General features: G+C 70.3%; 19 protein-coding genes. 4 read left to right on the forward strand and 15 right to left on the reverse strand.

Annotated features, from left to right (window positions below):
- Nucleotides 1–37: 37 nt before the first annotated feature.
- Nucleotides 38–4,408 (reverse strand): FtsK/SpoIIIE domain-containing protein, encoded by a 4,371-nt coding sequence (locus BJK06_RS09795; RefSeq protein ID WP_070417731.1) that lies wholly within the window; start codon nucleotides 4,406–4,408, stop codon nucleotides 38–40.
- Nucleotides 4,409–4,643: 235 nt separating this feature from the next.
- Here BJK06_RS09795 and BJK06_RS09800 point away from each other — a divergent pair, with 235 nt between their 5' ends.
- The gene (locus BJK06_RS09800; RefSeq protein WP_070417732.1) at nucleotides 4,644–5,267 is read left to right on the forward strand and encodes a hypothetical protein; all 624 of its coding nucleotides are present in this window, start codon (nucleotides 4,644–4,646) and stop codon (nucleotides 5,265–5,267) included.
- Between the two features lie 42 nt (nucleotides 5,268–5,309).
- Here BJK06_RS09800 and BJK06_RS09805 read toward each other — a convergent pair whose 3' ends face one another.
- From BJK06_RS09805 to BJK06_RS09850, 10 genes are all read right to left on the reverse strand, one after another.
- Complete coding sequence (locus BJK06_RS09805) at nucleotides 5,310–5,555, reverse strand: hypothetical protein (RefSeq protein ID WP_070417733.1); 246 nt, start codon at nucleotides 5,553–5,555, stop codon at nucleotides 5,310–5,312.
- A gap of 34 nt (nucleotides 5,556–5,589) precedes the next feature.
- A complete protein-coding gene (locus tag BJK06_RS09810; RefSeq protein WP_156794825.1) occupies nucleotides 5,590–6,234 on the reverse strand; it encodes a hypothetical protein in 645 nt (214 codons plus the stop codon).
- The gene (locus tag BJK06_RS09815; protein ID WP_156794826.1) at nucleotides 6,231–6,806 is read right to left on the reverse strand and encodes a hypothetical protein; all 576 of its coding nucleotides are present in this window, start codon (nucleotides 6,804–6,806) and stop codon (nucleotides 6,231–6,233) included. Before BJK06_RS09815 ends, BJK06_RS09810 begins: the two co-directional genes overlap by 4 nt.
- A gap of 94 nt (nucleotides 6,807–6,900) precedes the next feature.
- Nucleotides 6,901–7,467 carry a hypothetical protein gene (locus BJK06_RS09820; protein ID WP_070417736.1) on the reverse strand — a complete coding sequence of 189 codons (567 nt, stop codon included), beginning with the start codon at nucleotides 7,465–7,467 and terminating at the stop codon, nucleotides 6,901–6,903.
- A complete protein-coding gene (locus BJK06_RS09825) occupies nucleotides 7,464–8,936 on the reverse strand; it encodes a hypothetical protein (RefSeq protein ID WP_156794827.1) in 1,473 nt (490 codons plus the stop codon). The genes BJK06_RS09820 and BJK06_RS09825 overlap by 4 nt, the downstream gene beginning before the upstream one ends.
- Nucleotides 8,929–9,402 carry a hypothetical protein gene (locus BJK06_RS09830; RefSeq protein WP_070417738.1) on the reverse strand — a complete coding sequence of 158 codons (474 nt, stop codon included), beginning with the start codon at nucleotides 9,400–9,402 and terminating at the stop codon, nucleotides 8,929–8,931. The genes BJK06_RS09825 and BJK06_RS09830 overlap by 8 nt, the downstream gene beginning before the upstream one ends.
- Entirely contained in the window at nucleotides 9,399–9,977 is a 579-nt protein-coding gene (locus BJK06_RS09835) for a hypothetical protein (RefSeq protein WP_156794828.1), read from the reverse strand. Before BJK06_RS09835 ends, BJK06_RS09830 begins: the two co-directional genes overlap by 4 nt.
- 68 nt (nucleotides 9,978–10,045) lie before the next feature.
- Nucleotides 10,046–11,332 carry a WXG100 family type VII secretion target gene (locus BJK06_RS09840; protein WP_070417740.1) on the reverse strand — a complete coding sequence of 429 codons (1,287 nt, stop codon included), beginning with the start codon at nucleotides 11,330–11,332 and terminating at the stop codon, nucleotides 10,046–10,048.
- Complete coding sequence (locus tag BJK06_RS09845) at nucleotides 11,332–11,625, reverse strand: hypothetical protein (protein ID WP_070417741.1); 294 nt, start codon at nucleotides 11,623–11,625, stop codon at nucleotides 11,332–11,334. The genes BJK06_RS09840 and BJK06_RS09845 overlap by 1 nt, the downstream gene beginning before the upstream one ends.
- 106 nt (nucleotides 11,626–11,731) lie before the next feature.
- Nucleotides 11,732–12,025 (reverse strand): WXG100 family type VII secretion target, encoded by a 294-nt coding sequence (locus BJK06_RS09850; protein WP_070417742.1) that lies wholly within the window; start codon nucleotides 12,023–12,025, stop codon nucleotides 11,732–11,734.
- Between the two features lie 117 nt (nucleotides 12,026–12,142).
- Between BJK06_RS09850 and BJK06_RS09855 the strand changes: the two genes are divergently transcribed.
- Nucleotides 12,143–12,652 carry an FHA domain-containing protein gene (locus tag BJK06_RS09855; RefSeq protein ID WP_070417743.1) on the forward strand — a complete coding sequence of 170 codons (510 nt, stop codon included), beginning with the start codon at nucleotides 12,143–12,145 and terminating at the stop codon, nucleotides 12,650–12,652.
- On the opposite strand, the gene BJK06_RS09860 is transcribed toward BJK06_RS09855, so the two are convergent.
- From BJK06_RS09860 to BJK06_RS09875, 4 genes are all read right to left on the reverse strand, one after another.
- Nucleotides 12,625–13,362: an oxygenase MpaB family protein gene (locus BJK06_RS09860; RefSeq protein ID WP_258027612.1), complete on the reverse strand. Its 738-nt coding sequence runs from the start codon at nucleotides 13,360–13,362 to the stop codon at nucleotides 12,625–12,627. The two genes, BJK06_RS09855 and BJK06_RS09860, sit on opposite strands and share 28 nt — an antisense overlap.
- 110 nt (nucleotides 13,363–13,472) lie before the next feature.
- Nucleotides 13,473–13,880, reverse strand: a complete 408-nt coding sequence (locus BJK06_RS09865) for a hypothetical protein (protein WP_070417744.1) — start codon at nucleotides 13,878–13,880, stop codon at nucleotides 13,473–13,475.
- 40 nt (nucleotides 13,881–13,920) lie between these two features.
- The gene (locus BJK06_RS09870; RefSeq protein WP_070417745.1) at nucleotides 13,921–14,214 is read right to left on the reverse strand and encodes a hypothetical protein; all 294 of its coding nucleotides are present in this window, start codon (nucleotides 14,212–14,214) and stop codon (nucleotides 13,921–13,923) included.
- A 197-nt stretch (nucleotides 14,215–14,411) separates the two neighbouring features.
- Nucleotides 14,412–16,043, reverse strand: a complete 1,632-nt coding sequence (locus BJK06_RS09875) for a RecQ family ATP-dependent DNA helicase (protein ID WP_070417746.1) — start codon at nucleotides 16,041–16,043, stop codon at nucleotides 14,412–14,414.
- A 252-nt stretch (nucleotides 16,044–16,295) separates the two neighbouring features.
- Between BJK06_RS09875 and sucC the strand changes: the two genes are divergently transcribed.
- Together sucC and sucD are read left to right on the forward strand one after the other, a co-directional pair.
- On the forward strand, nucleotides 16,296–17,465 hold the full coding sequence (gene sucC / locus BJK06_RS09880; RefSeq protein WP_070417747.1) for an ADP-forming succinate--CoA ligase subunit beta: 1,170 nt from the start codon (nucleotides 16,296–16,298) through the stop codon (nucleotides 17,463–17,465).
- An 11-nt stretch (nucleotides 17,466–17,476) separates the two neighbouring features.
- Nucleotides 17,477–18,364 carry a succinate--CoA ligase subunit alpha gene (sucD, locus tag BJK06_RS09885; RefSeq protein WP_070417748.1) on the forward strand — a complete coding sequence of 296 codons (888 nt, stop codon included), beginning with the start codon at nucleotides 17,477–17,479 and terminating at the stop codon, nucleotides 18,362–18,364.
- Nucleotides 18,365–18,392 lie beyond the last annotated feature (28 nt).

The raw sequence follows: 18,392 nt of genomic DNA on the forward strand, positions 1-18,392 counted from the left end.
CACGGTATTTGTCATTTTGACAAGAACTGGAGCGTGGTCACGGGACCGGCACCTGCACCGACACCAGTTCGCCGTCACCGAGGTGCACCAGCGCGGAGCCGACCTGCACCCGTTCGACGATGCTGCTGCGCGGCAGACGCATGCCGAGCAGGTCGCCCTCGGTGATCGCCTGCGGGCTGAGGAGCGCGCCCGAGCGACGTCGCTTCATGTCCACCTGCCAGCCCGTGAACCCGACGCCGAACTCGGCCGTCAACCCCGCCGCGACGATGGCCTGGCCGTTGTCCGCCGCGCTCTTCACGAAGCCCTGCAGCCAGCTCTTCGCGGGTGCGTCCTTGACGAGCTCGGCATCGTCGATGACGAGGACCCGGCGGCCGGGTTGCCCGTCGAACAGCGGCGCGAGGTCGGCCTCGGTGACGTCGACGCCCTCGTGCGCGCCGAGGACGCCGGGCTCGGACGCGAGGGCGCGCAGGGGCGACTGCCGCGGGGTGACGAGCACGATCTCGCCCCCCTCGCGCAGCACCGACCGTGCGATCGACAGCAGGACGGAGCTCCGACCGGACTTCGCGGGACCGCCCACGACGAACGAGCCCGCGGCGGCGAGGTCCGGCCCGATGGCGGTGAGGTCGTCCCCGCCGATGCCGACGAGGCCGAACAGGGCGGCGTCGTCGTCGCGCATCTCCCACGCCCGGTCGAACGGCACGGGCCCGGACAGCTGGTCGACGCGGAACGGCCGACGGGCACGCTCGACCGCGCGGTCGCGCTCGGTCGCGAAGGTCGCGAGGGCGGTGATCGCCGCGGCCTGCGACTGACCGGTGCCGGCGGCGGCGAGCAGGGCGATCTGCGTCTCGGTGGCGGACTCCGACGCGAACGCCCGTCCGTCCGGGACCTGCTCGGGCAGCTTGCGGGGGTTGAGCGACGCGAGGCCGTAGTCGCCGCGGTCGGAGAGCCGGAGGACGAGCTTGTCCTCGACCAGGGTCGCCATCCGGCTCGACAGGAGCTGACGGTCCCCGGTGACCACCAGGTGGATGCCGACGCTCGCCCCTTCGCGCAGGAGGGTCATCACCTGGTCGGTCGGTGCACCGTGGTCGAGTTCGCCGAGCGAGCCGACGAACCCTTCCCACCGGTCGAGCATGAACACGATGTGGGGGAGCCGGTCGGCCGGCACGACCGCGGCCGCGCGCTGCTCGACGATGCTCGCGAACCCGCCGTCGGCGAGGACCTGCTGCCGGCGGGCGAGCTCCTGGGTGAGCTTCGTGAGGAGACGCTGCGCGCGTTCGGTCTGCACGCGCTGCACGACGGCGCCGGCGTGCGGGAGGGCCTGGATCGGCAGCAGCGCTCCGTTGCCGCAGTCGAGCGCGTACACGTGGACGTCGGCTGCCGAGGTGTTCCGGGCGACCGCGGCGGCGATCGTGCGGAGCACCTGCGACCGACCGCTCCGCGGAGCACCCACCACGTAGAGGTGCCCGTCCGAGTCGAGGTCGAGGCTCCGGACCCGCTGCGCCTGCTCGGCCGGGAAGTCCTGCAGCGCGAAGGGCAGCGGGCCGACCCGGGCATCGGTCGTGCTGCTGTCGTCGAGTTCCCACGCCCGGTCGTTCAGGTCGGTGAAGAGCAGCGTCTCCGGCAGGGCGTCGAGCCACGGACGGTAGGGCGCCGGTCCACCGAGCTCGGTCGCCGCCTCGGCCACCGCGCCGACCAGTTCCTGCAGGTCGGTGCGTTCCTCTGCCTGCAGCTCCTTCGACTTCGGTGGCGCCGGTGGGGTGGTGCCGAGCGACGACCACGAGACGGCTCCGGCCCAGACCTGCTTGCGTCCGGTCGACAGCCCCGGACGCCGGCCGCCCACCCGACCGGCTTGGAACGGCAGCAGCGCGCCGGCCCCGAGCCGGATGTACCCGCGGCCGGGCGTGCTCTTCTGGATCTGCGCCGCGTCACCGGCGTCGATGACGTCGGTGCTCTCGCTCGAGTCCGTGACCCGGAGCGCGATCCGGAGGTTGGTGTTGGCGCGGATGTCGTTCGACACGACACCCGTCGGACGCTGCGTGGCGAGGATCAGGTGGATGCCGAGCGACCGTCCCCGCTGTGCGATGTTGACCAGGCCGGTGACGAAGTCCGGGAGTTCGCGCACGAGACTCGCGAACTCGTCGATGACGATGAGCAGACGCGGCATCGGCGGCAGCGGCTCACCGCGGACGAGGCGGTCGACGTAGTCCTCGATGTCCTTCGCGGCGGCGTCGGCCAGCAGGTGCTCGCGGCGACGGAGCTCGGCGCCGAGCGACTCGAGGGCGCGTTCCACCAGGTGCGTGTCGAGGTCCGTCACCATGCCGACCGTGTGCGGCAGCGGCGCGAAGTCGCGGAACGCCGCACCGCCCTTGTAGTCGATGAGGACGAAGTTCATGCCCTCCGGGGTGTTCGTCGCCGCCAGGGACGCGACGATCGTCTGCAGGAGCTCGGACTTCCCCGACCCGGTCGTGCCGGCGACCAGGCCGTGCGGGCCGTCCCTGCGGAGGTCGAACGCGAACGGGCCGTCGAGGCTCTCGCCCACGACCACCTCGGTGGTGCGCGCACGCACGTTCCACTTGCCCGTGATCGCCCGCGCCGTCGGCGGTTCCAGCAGCATCACGTCGAGCAGTCGCGACGACGACGGCAGCCCACCGGCATCGCTCTCGTCGTCGGCGTCGACCATCGGCGCCACCGCCCGGGCGACGGTCTCGAACCAGCCGTCCGGGATGCGGTCCGGTCGGACGTCGGTGACCGTCGCCTGACGCTGGGCGGCGACACGGATGCGCTCCGGACCCACCGTGACGACGACCGAGCACTCCTCGGGCAGCAGGCGTGCCTCTTCCTCGATGCAGATCGCCCGGACACCGACCGCGGGGCCCTCCTTGAGGATGCGGATCAGGCCCGGCAGTGCGCGCAGCCGTCGAGCGCCGTCGAGCACCACGACCACGTCGGGACCGGGGATCCCCCGCACGTTCGACTCGCGCATCGCCCGCTGCCGTGCGTCGATGAGCTGCCCGATCTCGGCGACGCGCGCGCCCAGCGTCTCGGCGTCGTTGCCGATCGCGATGACGGCGTCCTGCCCGAACCCCGGTCGCGCCTGTGGCACCCAGCGCAGCCAGGCCCACTCGTCGGCGGACTGCGCGTCGGTGAGCACCACGAACTGGGTGTCCCGCGGGCTCTGCAGCACCGCGAGCTGCGCCACGAGCCACGACGTGAGGTGCCTGGTGTGCTCGTCGCGTCCGGCGACACCGACCACCCCGTGCTCGCCGAGGTCGACCACGACCGGCACGTCCTCGGCCAGCTTGTCGACCGCCCGCCGGTGCTCCAGCGCTGCCGGGTCCTCGAGCACGACGCCCGACGGCACGTCCGCCGTGCCGACGCGCAGCGTGAGGTAGTCGGGGTCGGTCCGCCGACGCTCCCACAGCCGGGCGCGACGGCGCAGGGCGATGTCGAGCACCGTCGCCGGATCGGGCGCGCTGGTGCGTGACTCGCGCTGGTACCGGACCACTGCCTCCAGGGCGTCCGCCTCGACCGCCTTCTTCGTCTCCTCGTACTCGGCCACCCGCTGCCGGTGCGTCTTCTTGCCGTTGCGGCGGTCCCACCAGGCGTTGCCGAACATGATGATCGGCGACATGAGGCCGAAGGCCAGGTACGCGACGTTGTGGAAGATCGAGATCATCACGGCCGCCATGCCGAGCGGCGCGAGCGCCGCGATGATCGGGATGGAGCGGCGCGACTGCTGCCCCGGCGCGGCCGGCAGCTTGAAGACCGTCGGCGTCTCCTCCGGCAGCAGGCGCGGCGGCCGGGTGTAGTCGAGCGTCCCGCCACCTGGTGTCAGCGTGATCGCCGCCCGGTCGGCGTCCGGGACCGCGACCGACAGCAGCGTGTCGCCGATCGTGACGACGCTGCCGGGCTCGACGGACGTCTCCTCGTCGAGCTCCGTGCCGTCGAGGAGGACGCGCGAGCCGCGCGTCGGGATGATCGAGAACCGCCGGTTGAGGTCGAGGCGCAGGATCGCCGCGTACTCCGGGGCGGTGCGGTCCGGCAGGTGCACCGTGGCGTCCGGAGCGGAACCGACGTGTGCGATGCCCGCGTCCAGCACCACGACCGTGCCGGCTCCGGGCCCGCCCACGATGCGGACGCTCGGCAGGTCGGCCGGCAGCGGGAGGACCGGCGCGGGGGCGCCGAAGGTCAGGCGGGACCCCTCGAGCAGGACACCGTCACCGAGCCGGGCGTGCGGGGTCGTCGGGACGGCGTCGACCGCGACCTCGACGATGGACTCGGCGCTCAGGCCGAAGCGACGGGCGACGATCTCGACGACCCCGCCGAGGACGGTGTCCTCGTCGCACTCGACCACGAAGTCCGCGGTGGCGTCGGTCGGCAGGTGGGTCGCGGTGAACGTCAGGCGCACGCGGCACCTGCCACGTCGTGGGTCCTGGTCGTCGCGGAGCACCCCGTCGAGGCCCCCCGCAGCGTCGTGCTGCCGCTCATGGGTCGATTCTCGCAGGTTCCTGCGACGTGCAGGCCGGGTTGCGTCCGGCTTGTGGATGGGCGGTCGGACTGGAGGCGCGGTGCAGGGGAACGGGCTCTGCTCACCCATGCGTGCGGTTGCGGGCTCAGCGAGGCGGGTCGCTATCCTTCGTGCTGTGCACGGCGCCCCACCGGAGATCCTGGAGTTCAGTCCGGTGCAGCTCTCCAAGTGGCGGATCATCTTCGGCGGTCTGGGGCCGACAGCGCTCTGTGCACTGATCGGCGGCATCGTCGTGCTCTTCCCTGCTGGCAGGAGCGCCGCGATCGGCCTGGCGTTCTACGGTGCGCTCTACGCGGTCATGGTGTGGCCGGCGATCGGCCTCGCCGTGTGGCAACGCAGGGTCGCGACGATCCGGATCACCGACGATGCGGTCGAGTTCCGAGGGATCGTCCGGCGCCGACTCCTCCCGCGGGACGCGGACCTTCGCTGCCTTCGCTCGGCGTTCGACAACTGGCCCGCCAACGAGATCCTCTTCATCGTCCACGGCGGCCGTAGGAGGCGTCGGATCAGGATCGACTCCTGGAACTGGACCACCCCGAGGATCCGCGAGATCAGCGGGGTGCTGCGTGCCCGGACGCGGTTGCCGAGCAAGGGGAAGAAGATCGAGCAGCTGGTACCGGGCGCCACCCGCTACTGGGAGCGGTCGATCGTGAAGCTCTTCGCGCTCATCTTCGCGGGGTGTTTGTTGGCGATCATCGCGGTCGTCATCGTGTTCGGGTTCATCATCCCGATGGGGTGACACCGCACCGCGCAGCGTCTGGACATCTGTCCCGACGGGTCGTCATCGTCCGCCACGCGCTCGACGGGATGACCGCAGGTGGCGGCTCCCGATGCTGACGCCGACGACCAGCGCGAACGCCCACACGATGTACCGGATGAGCCACGCGGTCGGTCCGTCCCAGGGGCCCGTGTCGTACTTGCCTCCTGGGAGGAGTGAGACGCCGACACCGATCGCGAGCACGATCACCGTGTCACGGGCGAATGCGACCCAGCGGCGTCCGGGCGTGAGGGGGCGTCGTCGTGTCATGGCTTCCTTGGTGGTGCGGTTGTCGTCATTGACGTCATTGGGAGTCCGGGTTGAGCACCAGCCCGAGCGCGAACTGATCGACCAGTGGCGCAGCGAACGACTCGTCAGCACGTTTCGGGATGAAGGTGGTCAACACCGCGGTCAGCGGATCGGGCAGCTGCGCGATCGGCTGCACCCAGCGGATCGTCGTGGCCGGGACCGCACGGCGCACGAGTGAGCGTCCTGGTGTTTTCGCCCGGTCGAGGATGCGCGTGGCCGGGCCGAGCGCCGTCACGCAGGTCGACACATCGGGATCGCCGGTTCGTCCGGCGAGCGGGAGCAGTGCGTCGTCGACCGCCTGGGCAGCAGAATCCAACCCAGGGAAGTACTGGATGACCGTGTACGCGAGTACCTCGACCGTCGGAGCGTCCGTCGTCAGGACGAAGAAGTCGTGGGCATCGACCTCGTTCCGCAATTGCGCCAGTTTGGTCATGGTCGATTCGAGCGACGATTCCAGGCGCTTCGGGACCGGCCGCTGGAGGTGACTGATCACGTTCGCTGTCGCGGCGCGCCCGGTGGTGGTCGGGTCGCCCTCGATGAACTTCGTCCAGGCGTTGACGTAGTCGAATTCGAGTCCCATCAGGTGCTCTCCGTCCTCGGTTGCCCGGTCACTTCGGCAGTCCTCAGCGACGACGCTCACGCCCAATCGACACGCACGTCGCGCAGAAGCTCGTCGAGCATGGGCCGAGCGAGGACGCTGTCGTTCTCGTCGCGGACGAAGAACGACACGACCACCGTGAGCTCGTTCAGGCCGTCGACGATGGGGATGATCGCACGAACGACCTGCATCACCGGCCGCCCCCGGCCGCCGGCGCTGCGTTCCCGCATCTCCACGAGCGTTGCTCTGCCGAGGGGCAGATCCAGTGTCCCGACACTGGCGTCGCCGATGCCGGACGCCCGCGGTGCACGAGCGTCGTCGATGAAGGTGTCCGCGCGGTCGACACCGGCGACGGTGTGCACGACCGCGTACGCGATCGCTCGGACCGTCGGTGCCGTGGTCGAGAGCACGAAGCAGGTCTCCGCCTTCGCCGCGGTCTGGAAAGCGGCGATGTCGCGCACGACCGTTCGGAGCACAGTGCGTTCTCGACGCTTCGGCCGCTGCTTCGCCTGCGCGAGAGCGTGCTCCACCGCTGCGTCGGTGACCTCGTCGATCGCACCCTCGTCGTCGAGCAGCGTCCAGGCGCGGTTGTAGTTCCACAGCAAGCGAATCAATCAAGTCCCCTCGTTGCACCGCACGCGACCGCTCGAGGCATCGCGGTCGGTGTTCGGTCTGTGACCCGGACGCCGCCGTGCTCAGCAACCGGACTCATCGCGCCGAGACATCCTGTACGAGCCGATCGATCATCGGCAGCGCGACAGGCAGGTAGAGCTCGTCGGGGATGAAGGACGACTGCGCAACAGCCAGGTCGTGTCCGTGGCTGTCGATCCGGATGATCCACCGCACGATCGTCTGCAGACTGGACTTGCGACCTTCACCGATCCGCTCACGCGTCAGTATGCGGGTTGCTTCCCCGACCGCGAGTTGGTGACGACTCACGTCCGCGTCACCGAGGCCAGAGGGCCTCGAGGCGAGAGCGCTCTCGACGAACTCGTCCACGAGGTGCGCTCCCGGCGACGAGTGCACGAGCGTGTAGGCGATCACCTGCACTCTCGGCGTGGTGCTGCAGAGCGCGAAGCAGGACTCGGCCCGGACCTCGTCCTGCAGCCGCGCCAAGTCTTCCATCCGCGAGCGAACCGATGACCGCTCTCGTCGCGTCACCTTCTGCTGAGCCTGCGCCACGGCTTCGCTCGTGGCCAGATCTGCGACCATCTCAGGATCGCCGTGTTCCAGCAGCGTCCAAGCCCGACTGTATGAGTACAGGACCTCGGTCATTCGTCACCTCTCTGCGCCCCGGTACGAAGCCACCGGACGAATCCGAGCGGCCGGTGGCCGCGTTCGGCCAGCCGCCTTCGGCTCATGAGCCAACTGCCGATGACGAAGGCACCGGCGAAGAGCGCTGCGTCGATGGCGCCCAACCAATTGTCTCTGTGGAGAAACCACCCGAAGAGGGCTCCGCCAGCAAGGACGGCGATCGCAATGTTCCGCTGGCCCCGAGTCGGGAACCGCCCTGGAGTCGGTGCCTGGTCTTGGACGTGTCGGGCGACGGGGATCCGGGTTGCAGACTCGATGATGATGGTCGCGAACACGGCGACGACCACCGCTATCGCGAGCACCCATCCGATGATGCGCAGGGGCAGCGCCTCCTCAGTCATCGGCACGGACGCAACCATTCCGCAGAAGAACGCTGCCCCAGCGACCAGGGGTATCGGCTGGACCCCGAGCCGACCGTTGGCGAGTGACTCGACCGAGATCGACCTGCTCCGTTGCGGATCGAGGCTCCTGCTCGCAGCCCATTCCGTGGTCGAAGTCGAGGAGGTCAGGATTCCGCGACCCGTGAGCCACTCCCACAGCTCCGACCGCCGAACCTCATCCGGGAACCACGCCCACGCCGGAAGTTGCGCGCGGATGGTCCCCGTACCGTCGCGGAGCACGGCGGCAGCGCCGTATTCACCTTGAACGAACTCTGCGCGGCGGAGAGCCGCGTCGCCTGAACCGGCCTGGTCGACCGACAGCAACTGCTCGGCACCTTGACCGTCGCGGAGCACGACGAGCTCGTCCCGGAGACCGATGCAAGCCGTCCTACGGAACCACGAAGGACCGTCCGCCGGTGCGATGCCGTGGTCTTCGACGCGCTTGCGCCGGACACGTCCAGACAACGCGACGAACACTGCCGTCGCGAGCCCCAGGAGGACGGTAGTCTTGATCGCGACCCAGACAGCGTCGGAATCGGGCCCGTTCATCAGCGTGGTGACCAAGGGTCCGTAGACGACGGCGAGGAACGCGAGACCACCGCCGATCACGATGGCCGTCATCAAGGCTGTCGAGCGGGCTGCGCGGTGACCCGCGGGCCGAACCAGATTCGCCTCTCGTACCAGAGCTCCGACACTGCTTTCGTCATGACGCGGGAAACGTTCGAGGAGCACGCTCAGCCCACTTGACCGCAAGGCAAGCTCCCTTGACGTCACCGTGACCGGCTCCATCCACCAGTCGTCGACAGCAAGCAGCCATGATCCGTTGTCACCACTGAGCAGGATGCCTCCGTTGCCAGCTGTCAAGGACACTGTCGGGGGGAGTTCGGTCCAATCGATGAACGTCGCGTTGCGGAGCGTCGAGGTGACGTTCCGGCGGCCCCGGTCCGACTCCGCGACCAAGGCGTCGTCCACCAGCCACAGTTGGCGTGTGTCGAAACGCGCAGCCCATCGATCGCTGGTCAACGCGGCTCGGGCGAGCGGCTCAGTCATCGAACCTGATTATCGCAGCCAGTTGATCGACGATGGCGATCACGGCCTCCACATTGACTGCTTCCATCGACTCCGTCGAGAGGACCGCGATCGAGTCCGCGACGTGCCACGACCAGGAAGCATGCGTTGCGACGACCATCCCACGCTCGGGGAAGGGCTGGGGGAACCGTTGGACGAGCCGGAGAGCGGGGCCGGCGTGAGTCTGGATGATGCGTTCGTCGGGATCTTCGAGCACATCTGAAGCGCGGAGCCCCCGACGCACCTCACCCGGGCTGCGTCCGTCGAGCGGAACGACCCTGCCCACCAGCCATCCGATCGGACCACGGCGTTCGTCCACGACGAGCCATGCGGCGTTCGCTGCGCCGCTCAGAAGCAGTTCGGCGAGCGGATCCAAGTCATGTTCGCCGTCGCGGACGAGTGGAAGTGGAACCAGGGCGGGCGTGTCTGGCCAGCGAATCGAGATCATGCGGTCGTCCAGGCGAATCCGCTCATCAGGATGTCGAAATGTGCCACCCGCTGATCAACGAAGTCGGTGCCGACTCCTCGGAACGAGACGACGACGAATGTCCCTGACTCATCCGGCACTCTGATGAGGTATTCGACGCGAGTCTGGTCGAGCGTTCCTGCTGCGTCCTCATCGCCTCGCAGGGCGCTCGTGTAGGCAAGGAGTCCGTCCGGCGTCGTCGTGTCGCCCGAAGCGCCCGCGAGCGTCGAAGAGATGCTGTCTCGCGTACGGACCGCCGGACCCGCTGGCAGCTCGATCAGATCGCCGCCCAGGCCCGCGGCGAGGTCGTCGGAACGCAGCTCAGCAACCTTCGGCCCGAGGTACGCGGCCGTGACGGTGATCATCATGTTCGCCCGGTAGCCGCCGAACTGCCCATCGAAAAAGAAGACGTCAGCCGTACCGATGTCACGCAGACCGGAGAGGGCGCGTTCGATGTCGCGTTCTGCTCTCTGGCGAGCGACAACCCGATCTCGTTCAGGCAGGTCCGAGCGCTTCGCGAGCATGGGGATGTGCCGCTCGACGAACCGTTGAGCCATCGACGGTCCAGCGTCTGCGGTCCGGTAGCGGTACCACCCGTCAGGCGTCAGGAAGCGGTAGGCCGTCGTCACAGTGACCCGACGTGGATCTCTGTCTTCGAGTGCCAGTAGCTGTTCCAACCGGATTGAAGGTCGGTCTTCACGTCGCCCAGGGTCTGGATCGTCGACATGTTGCCGAGCGCCTGCGTCTCGATCGTCACGAGCGACGGCTTGACTGCCCTGATGTAAGCCTCACGCATGAGCGGTGCATTCCACGCGAGCTTCCGGACCATCACGGCCTCGGCGAGTCCGCCTGAGATCAGGTTGTCCGCGAGCCGGACAGAGCGGCCGTTCTCGACTGCCTTCGCAGCGTCGACTCCTCGAGTCGCCCCTCGGAGGAACGCGTTCGTCTCCTCGGCGACGGACCCGCCCCTTGCCACAACGCCAGCGGCGGCTTCTGAAGCCGTCTTGGTACCCACAGTCGCCCGGAGCATCTGCATTGCTGGCTTGGCTGCCGAGGCCGCTTTCAGCCCGACGGCGGAGAGTGCGAACATCACTGCGTCGTTGGTGACGTCGCCAGCCGTGGCATCACCGGCCACCGCCTGCGCTGAGGTCAGCAGGAGCTTGGTACCCGCTGCCACGAGCCCGATCACCGCGATGGCGAAGAGTGCACCGGGGATGAACAGGGCGGCGAGGACGGTCGCGAGCAGCAGTACCGGGCCGAGGGCGTCCAGGGCGTCCTTGATCACGTTGATGACGCCCCGCGCCCCGTGGATGGCCTGCTTCACGTGGTCGAACCAGCCGTCCTTCAGCCCGTCGTCCGCGCCCTGTCGGATGCGATCGGCGACCCGACCTGCCAGCTCCCCGTACTCGCCCTCTTCGCCGAAGGGCCCGGCGAGCCGGTGGATGATCGCCTTCGCCGCGTCGATGTCGCTCTGCGCCGCACTCAGCGCCCGGTCCTGCGCGTCGACCTGGTCCTGGTGTTCCGGACTGTCGGCCTCGGCCGTGATGGTCTGGTTCGCCGCAGCGCGGTGCGCGTCCCGCGCGTCCTGCGCCTGCAGCAGGGCTGCGTCGGCCTCGCGCTGGAGCCCCTCGAGCCCGTCCGCCCACTGGTCGAGCGCGGCGGCGAGCTCGGTGTAGCGGCCCTTGGCCTTCTCGATGGCACCGGCGAGGTCTCCGGCGGAGTCGCGGAACTTCGTCCCCGACTCGCTCTCCCAGCCCTCGCCGTCCTTCAGGCTGTTGAGGCGGTTGACCTGCTCGGTGATGGCCTGCTCGATCGAACGGGCACCGGAGGCGGACTGCCGGATCTCGGCCGGGTCGCCGGGCACCGGGTCGAGCTGCATGTCGACGGCGCTCCAGTCGCTGGGCCGTGCCATCAGCTGTCCTTCCCGAGGATCTTGTTCGCGAGCTCGACCTCGGTCTGGGTGAAGCCGTCGTGCGCGCTCTCGGCCATCTCGGCCACGGCCTTGATCGACTCCTGGAGGCGCCCGCGCCGGATGTCCCAGTTGCCGGCGAAGTCGTCGATCGCACTGCCGACCGTCATCGAGCCGATGCCGGTCTTGTAGTCGGATGCGGCAGAGGCGACGTGTTGGAAGTCGCCGTGCAGTCTCGAGAGGTCGGATGCGAGATTCCCGATCAGGTCGAGATCGAGCTTGATGGTGCCGGCCACGGTTCCCCCGGTGGATTCCTACTGCTGCTGGTCGTTCGACGCCGCCCCTGCGGCGAGAGCGGTGGCCGGCACCCCCAGGCGCCGGCCACCGTCGTGCTTGTCCTGACTAGCCGATGCTCGAAGCGAGCTGCTCGTCCGTCGACTCGAGCGTGTTCGCCGCGCTCTCGAGGAACCCGGCCATGCCGTCGATCGCCTGGATCGTCTGCGTCGCGCCGGAGTTGAACTCCGAGTACGTCGCGTCGAAGGCCTTGGACGACTTGTCGGTGACGTAGCCCGACGACACGAGGTTGTCGATCTGGCTCTTGAGCTGGCTCAGCTGGTCCTCGATGGACTTCTGGCCGTTGCGCAGCTGCGAAGCCTGGTTGCGGAGATCGTCGTAGGTGACGTTGACGTTTGCCATGTGCATACCCTCCCGATGCGGTATTTGATGTACCGGGAGCCCCCGGCGGTTCGACGATACTTGATTCCGTTGCATCTCGCACCAGGTGGGGACAAGAACCAGAACGAGGGGTACACCGTGGCACGACGTCGCAAGGACGAGGGGACACCGGAGCGTCCGGTCGTCACCCACGCCGAGGTCGAGCGCGATCGACAGGCCGGTCACCTGTCGCGGGCGTGGGTGCTGCCGAGCGCCCCGGTGTCCGACCGCGAGCCGGACGCCGTGGTGCACACCGACCAGCCGCTGCCCACGATCGGCGTGGTGCCGCGGCTCGTGCTCGAGGTCGCACCGGGCAACGTGGTGCCGCTCGACCAGCCGGTGGTCCTGGGGCGCAAGGTCCAGACGGCACCCGGGCGGCGTGCGGTGCTGCTCGACGACCCGGGTCGTTCGGTGTCGCGCGAGCACGCGGCGATCCGGCCGACGGGCGACGGTGGACTCGTGGTCGAGGACCTCGGCTCCGCGAACGGCACGGTCGTGGTCCGGGCGTCCGGGGCGCAGGAGCCGAGCGTGGGTGGCGCGCAGGTCGTGGCCCGACCCGGTGACGTGGTGATGGTCGGCGACTACGCCGTCCGGGTCCTCGCCGGCTGACCACCGGCCGCGTGCCGCCGCATCGCCCGCAGGAGCAGCGGCCCCGGCAACCGCAGCAGCCACCCGGGCAGGATCGCCCGTGCGACCCGCACCCGGCGCACGGTCCGCCGGAAGCGCCGCTGTTCGCGCGGCCCCCACGCGAAGCCGTACTCCGACCGGAGGGCGTCCGGGAGCATCCCGACGGTGACGACCCGCACGAGCGGCATCGCGGCCCGCACCCACAGCGGCGCGAACCGGGGGTGCAGCAGGTCGCGCACGACGCCGCGGGCGTCGTCGGTGACGCGGAGCCCGGCGAGCGTGCGGGTCCAGTACCGGTCGAAGTCCGGCACCGTCGCCGGCCACCGGTCCGCCGGCACGCGCAGCGCCGTGCCGATCGGGGCGTAGGCGTCGAGCACGCGTTCGGCCAGCGCGGGTCCCGCGGGCGTACCGAACAGCTCGTGGGCGCGCATCGCGGAGTCGTACAGGGTCGCGGCCACCCAGAGCTGCCGGTCCACGTCGTCGGCTCCGGCGACCGGCCGGTGGGCGCGGTCCACGAAGCCGGCCGCGACGGCAGCGTCGGCGTCGGTGCCGACCACCACCGCGTACACGAACGTGAGGGTGTGGGCGAGCCGTTGCTGCGGCCGTCGAGCGAAGTCCGAGTGCCGCCGGACCCCCGCGGCGACCACGGGGTCGGCGATCTGGAGCAGGATGGCCCGGCCTCCGGCGGCCACGGGCGTGCTGTCGGCGAGGAACCGACGCAGGTCGCGTTCCGGGACCCCGCCCGAGGACGGACTGGAGGGACGGCGCGGGCCCGGCCCCGTTCCTCCCGTCCGGCGACCGCTCACGGTCGTGGCCCGCGCCGTCCGGCGCGGAGGCGGGGGAGCACGTCGATCAGGATGGCAGCGGCGAGCGCGAGCGTCCCGCCCACCAGGGCGGCGACGAGGAACGCCGCGCTCCCGACCTGCCCCGTCGCGGCGGCGACCAGGACGGCGACCAGCCAGATGGCCGGGAGCGGCCAGAGGTGGCTCGGCGATCCGGCGACCACCGCGAGCAGCACCCCGGCGACGACCAGCGGCACCCAGAGCACGTTCGTGCCGCACGGTGGTCCGTACGTGCCCGGACCGCAGTCGGTCACGCCGGACCGGACACCCGTGTGCGCCGCGGCCGCGACGAGCAGGAGCGATGCGAGGGCCAGCAGCCGAGCCACGGGGGGCATGCTGCGGACACTGTCCTGGACGCGACGGAGCACGGCCCGATCGTACTGGGCCGTGCTCCGTGGGGGCCGTCGGTCAGAGGGGCTTCGTACCGAGGTCGTTGCCGAGGTCGGGACGGTCCTCGTCGTCGTCGTGCTCCCACAGGTCGGGGGAACCCTCGCGCGGCGAGCCACCGGTCGGCCCGTCGTCGGTACCGTCACCGGGCTGCGGCTCGACGGTCTCGCCGGCGACGGCGTCGTTCGTGACGGTCTCGAGGGACTCCTCGGACTCGTCCACCTCGTACGGGCCGACGTGCTCGCGGTCGACGTCGTCGTCGCGACGCTGCTGGGCCTCGAAGTCGTCGACGGGGCTGATGCCGGGATCGCTCATGGTGGTTCCTTTCCGTTGCGGGCTTCCTGCCTACCCGTCAGGCCTCGACGGGCGTCCGGTTTCGTGTCGTGTTCACCCGGGGGACACCTGCCGGTCACGCCGCCACGGCAGCATCGCGGGTGCTCGGGGGAGTGGAGCGCGGTCGCCGACGGGTGGTCGAGCGACCGCGCCTTCCCCGCCCGGGCGGTCGCGGCGGGTCAGAGCCGTTCGAGCAGGTCGTGCCGCTCGATGTCGGCCAGCGCGAGCGTGCGGTAGCCGGCGGACTCGAAGAACACCGTGATGCGGTCCTCCTCCGTGCTCATCACGACACCGGTGCCCCACTCGGCGTGCTCGACCCGGGCGTCCGGCGGCCAGGCCGTGTCGTTGGCGCCGTCGGCGACGTGTGCGGCGGCCTCGTAGGCCGTCCCCGACGAACAGGTGTCGCAGTTCCCGCACGGTTCCGGCAGCTCGTCCCCGAAGTAGCCGAGCAGGAACTGCCGCCGGCAGCCGGTCGTCTCGGCGAGCTGGCGCATCATCGCGATCCGGGACTCCTCCACCCGCTCCCGCTCGGCGGCGCGGTCCGCGGCGGCACGGGCCGCACGGTCGGTGTCCCGCGGACCGTCCGGCACCCGGGCGATCCCTTCCACGTCCTCGCGCAGGGCCCGGGCGTCGAGCAGGGCGTTGAGCGCGCGACCCGCGGTCCGGCCGGAGAGGCCCGAGGCCTCCTCGACCGCCGAACGGGGCGACGAGCCGGTGGCCGGGACGGCGTCGAACACGGCACGGACCGAAGCGGGGCGCGGTGCCCCGGACGCGAAGAACGTGCGCAGGCCGAAGTCCTCGGCGCGGTAGTGCAGGGTGGCGCCGGCGGGTTCGGCGTCCCGTCCGGCACGCCCGATCTCCTGGTAGTAGGCGTCGATCGACTCGGGCACGTCGGCGTGCACGACGTACCGGACGTCCGGCTTGTCGATGCCCATGCCGAACGCGCTGGTCGCCACCACGACGTCGACGTCGCCGTCCAGGAACCCGGTGTGCACGGCCTCCCGCTCGCGGACCGGCATGCCGGCGTGGTACGGCCGGGCCCGACGACCCCGGGCGGCGAGCGCGTCCGCGTACTCCGTGGTCGCGGCACGAATGGCGACGTAGACCACGGTGGCGCCGTCGAGCTCGGCCACCTGCTCGACCACGGCCGCGCGCTTCTCGGCGTCCTCGGCGTGCCGGACGACCTCGAGCCGGATGCCGGGCCGGTCGAAGCCCGACGCGAGCACGAACGGGTCGCGCATGCCGAGCCGTTCGACGATGTCGTCCCGCACCGGAGCGGAGCCGGTCGCGGTCAGCGCGAGCACGGGCGGACGGCCGAGACGCTCCGCGACCTCGCCGAGCGCCAGGTAGTCCGGGCGGAAGTCGTGGCCCCAGGACGAGATGCAGTGTGCCTCGTCGACGGCGAGCAGCACGACGCCGGCGTCGCGGAGTCGCTCGAGCACGTCGTCCTTCGCGAGCTGTTCGGGCGCCAGGAACACGTAGCCGACCGCACCGGTGGCGACGGCGTCCCAGGCCTCGGCGACGGCGCGGGCCTTCCTCGTGGCGTTCATCGCGACGGCGCGGGGAGCGCCCTCGTGGTGCTCGAGTCCGACGACCTGGTCCTCCTGCAGCGCGACGAGGGGTGAGACCACGACGACGACGCCGTCCAGCTCGATGCCGGCGACCTGGTAGATCGCGGACTTCCCCGATCCGGTCGGCATCACGGCGAGCGCGTCACGCCCGTCGAGCACGGCGTCGATGACGGATTCCTGGTCGGGGCGGAGGTGCCAGCCGAACACGTCGGCGGCGCGGGTGCGGAGGGCGTCGTTCACCGTTCCACACTGCCGGGCGGATGCTGGGGGACCGTTCGACGGGTGCGCCCAGCGGATCGGGCGGGGCGGAGGTGATCCGCGCCTCCCGACCGACGGGTGCGCGCGCGACGTGACGGGCGCGCACCGCGCGTCCACCTGCCGGCGCTAGGCTGGCTCCCGGCCGTTGTCTCGACATCGAGCGACCCTCGATGGTGAGTGTGGCGACCGGGTAACCGATGCCGATCGCACGGAACGTGCGGGAAGAAGAACAGCGTGGATCTTTTCGAGTACCAGGCCAGGGACCTCTTCGAGTCCTACGGCGTCCCCGTGTTGCAGGGGATCATCGCCGACACCCCGGACGAGGCGAGGGCGGCGGCCGAGAAGATCGGCGGAGTCGTCGTCGTCAAGGCGCAGGTGAAGGTCGGCGGTCGCGGCAAGGCCGGCGGCGTCAAGGTCGCGAAGACCCCGGACGAGGCCTACGAGCACGCCCAGGCGATCCTCGGCCTCGACATCAAGGGCCACACGGTCAAGCGGGTCATGATCGCCCAGGGCGCGGACATCGCCGAGGAGTTCTACTTCTCGGTGCTGCTCGACCGGGCGAACCGCTCGTACCTCTCGCTCACGAGCGTCGAGGGCGGCATGGAGATCGAGCAGCTCGCCGTCGAGAAGCCCGAGGCCCTCGCCCGCGTCGAGGTGGACCCCCTGACTGGCATCGACGCCGCAGCCGGTCGTGCGATCGCCGAGCAGGCCGGGTTCCCGGCGGAGCTCGTGGACCAGGTCGCCGACGTCTTCGTCAAGCTCTACGACGTCTACAAGGGCGAGGACGCGACCCTCGTCGAGGTGAACCCGCTCGTCCGCACGGGCGACGGCCAGATCCTCGCGCTCGACGGCAAGGTCTCGCTCGACGAGAACGCCGACTTCCGGCACGAGGGCCACAAGGCGCTCGAGGACACCGCGAGCGAGGACCCGCTCGAGGCCAAGGCGAAGGCCCACGGTCTCAACTACGTCAAGCTCGACGGCCAGGTCGGCGTGATCGGCAACGGTGCGGGGCTCGTCATGTCGACCCTCGACGTCGTCGCCTACGCCGGTGAGCGCCACGGCGGCGTGAAGCCCGCCAACTTCCTCGACATCGGCGGCGGCGCCTCGGCCGAGGTCATGGCCAACGGCCTCGACGTCATCCTCGGCGACCCCCAGGTGAAGAGCGTCTTCGTGAACGTCTTCGGCGGCATCACCGCCTGCGACGCCGTCGCGAACGGCATCGTCGCCGCGCTGGGCATCCTCGGCGACGCGGCCACCAAGCCGCTCGTCGTGCGCCTCGACGGCAACAACGTGGAAGAGGGTCGTCGGATCCTGGCGGAGGCAGCGCACCCGCTCGTCACCGTCGCCGCGACCATGGACGACGCGGCCGAGCAGGCCGCCGAACTCGCCGCCGCAGCGGCCTGAAGGGACTGACCATGTCGATCTTCCTCAACAAGGACTCCAAGGTCATCGTCCAGGGCATCACCGGCGGCGAGGGCACCAAGCACACCGCGCTCATGCTCAAGGCCGGCACGCAGGTCGTCGGTGGCGTCAACGCCCGCAAGGCCGGCACCACCGTGACCCACGGCGACGTCGAGCTGCCGGTGTTCGGCTCGGTGCGCGAGGCCATCGACACCACCGGAGCCGACGTCTCCATCGTCTTCGTGCCGCCGGCGTTCGCGAAGGACGCCGTGACGGAGGCCATCGACGCCGAGATCCCGCTCGTGGTCGTCATCACCGAGGGCATCCCCGTGCAGGACTCCGCGGAGTTCTGGGCGCACGCCAAGGCCCTCGGTGGCAAGACACGCATCATCGGCCCGAACTGCCCCGGCATCATCACCCCCGGGGAGTCGCTCGTCGGCATCACCCCGGCGACGATCACCGGCAAGGGCCCGATCGGTCTCGTCTCGAAGTCGGGCACGCTGACCTACCAGATGATGTACGAGCTGCGTGACCTGGGCTTCTCGACCGCCATCGGCATCGGCGGCGACCCGGTCATCGGCACCACGCACATCGACGCGCTCGCCGCGTTCGAGGCCGACCCCGAGACCGAGGCGATCGTCATGATCGGCGAGATCGGCGGCGACGCCGAGGAGCGTGCGGCCGACTACATCAAGGCGCACGTCACCAAGCCGGTCGTTGGCTACGTCGCGGGCTTCACCGCGCCGGAGGGCAAGACGATGGGTCACGCCGGCGCGATCGTGTCGGGTTCCGCCGGGACGGCCGAGGCGAAGAAGCAGGCGCTCGAAGCTGCCGGGGTGCGTGTCGGCAAGACGCCGTCGGAGACGGCGGCGCTGCTGCGCGAGGTGGTCGCGAGCAAGTAGCGCTCGCGCCTCCCGTCCGTCAGGCGGG

The organism is Curtobacterium sp. BH-2-1-1, assembly GCF_001806325.1.
GTDB lineage: Bacteria > Actinomycetota > Actinomycetes > Actinomycetales > Microbacteriaceae > Curtobacterium.

Bases quoted from the DNA above. Each gene is read 5' to 3' on its own strand.
- BJK06_RS09835 (WP_156794828.1), bottom strand. From the start codon at position 9,977: ATGGCTCAACGGTTCGTCGAGCGGCACATCCCCATGCTCGCGAAGCGC.
- BJK06_RS09805 (WP_070417733.1), bottom strand. From the start codon at position 5,555: ATGACACGACGACGCCCCCTCACGCCCGGACGCCGCTGGGTCGCATTC.
- BJK06_RS09820 (WP_070417736.1), bottom strand. From the start codon at position 7,467: ATGACCGAGGTCCTGTACTCATACAGTCGGGCTTGGACGCTGCTGGAA.
- BJK06_RS09850 (WP_070417742.1), bottom strand. From the start codon at position 12,025: ATGGCAAACGTCAACGTCACCTACGACGATCTCCGCAACCAGGCTTCG.
- BJK06_RS09840 (WP_070417740.1), bottom strand. From the start codon at position 11,332: ATGGCACGGCCCAGCGACTGGAGCGCCGTCGACATGCAGCTCGACCCG.
- BJK06_RS09870 (WP_070417745.1), bottom strand. From the start codon at position 14,214: ATGAGCGATCCCGGCATCAGCCCCGTCGACGACTTCGAGGCCCAGCAG.
- sucD (WP_070417748.1), top strand. From the start codon at position 17,477: ATGTCGATCTTCCTCAACAAGGACTCCAAGGTCATCGTCCAGGGCATC.
- BJK06_RS09830 (WP_070417738.1), bottom strand. From the start codon at position 9,402: ATGATCTCGATTCGCTGGCCAGACACGCCCGCCCTGGTTCCACTTCCA.
- BJK06_RS09825 (WP_156794827.1), bottom strand. From the start codon at position 8,936: ATGACTGAGCCGCTCGCCCGAGCCGCGTTGACCAGCGATCGATGGGCT.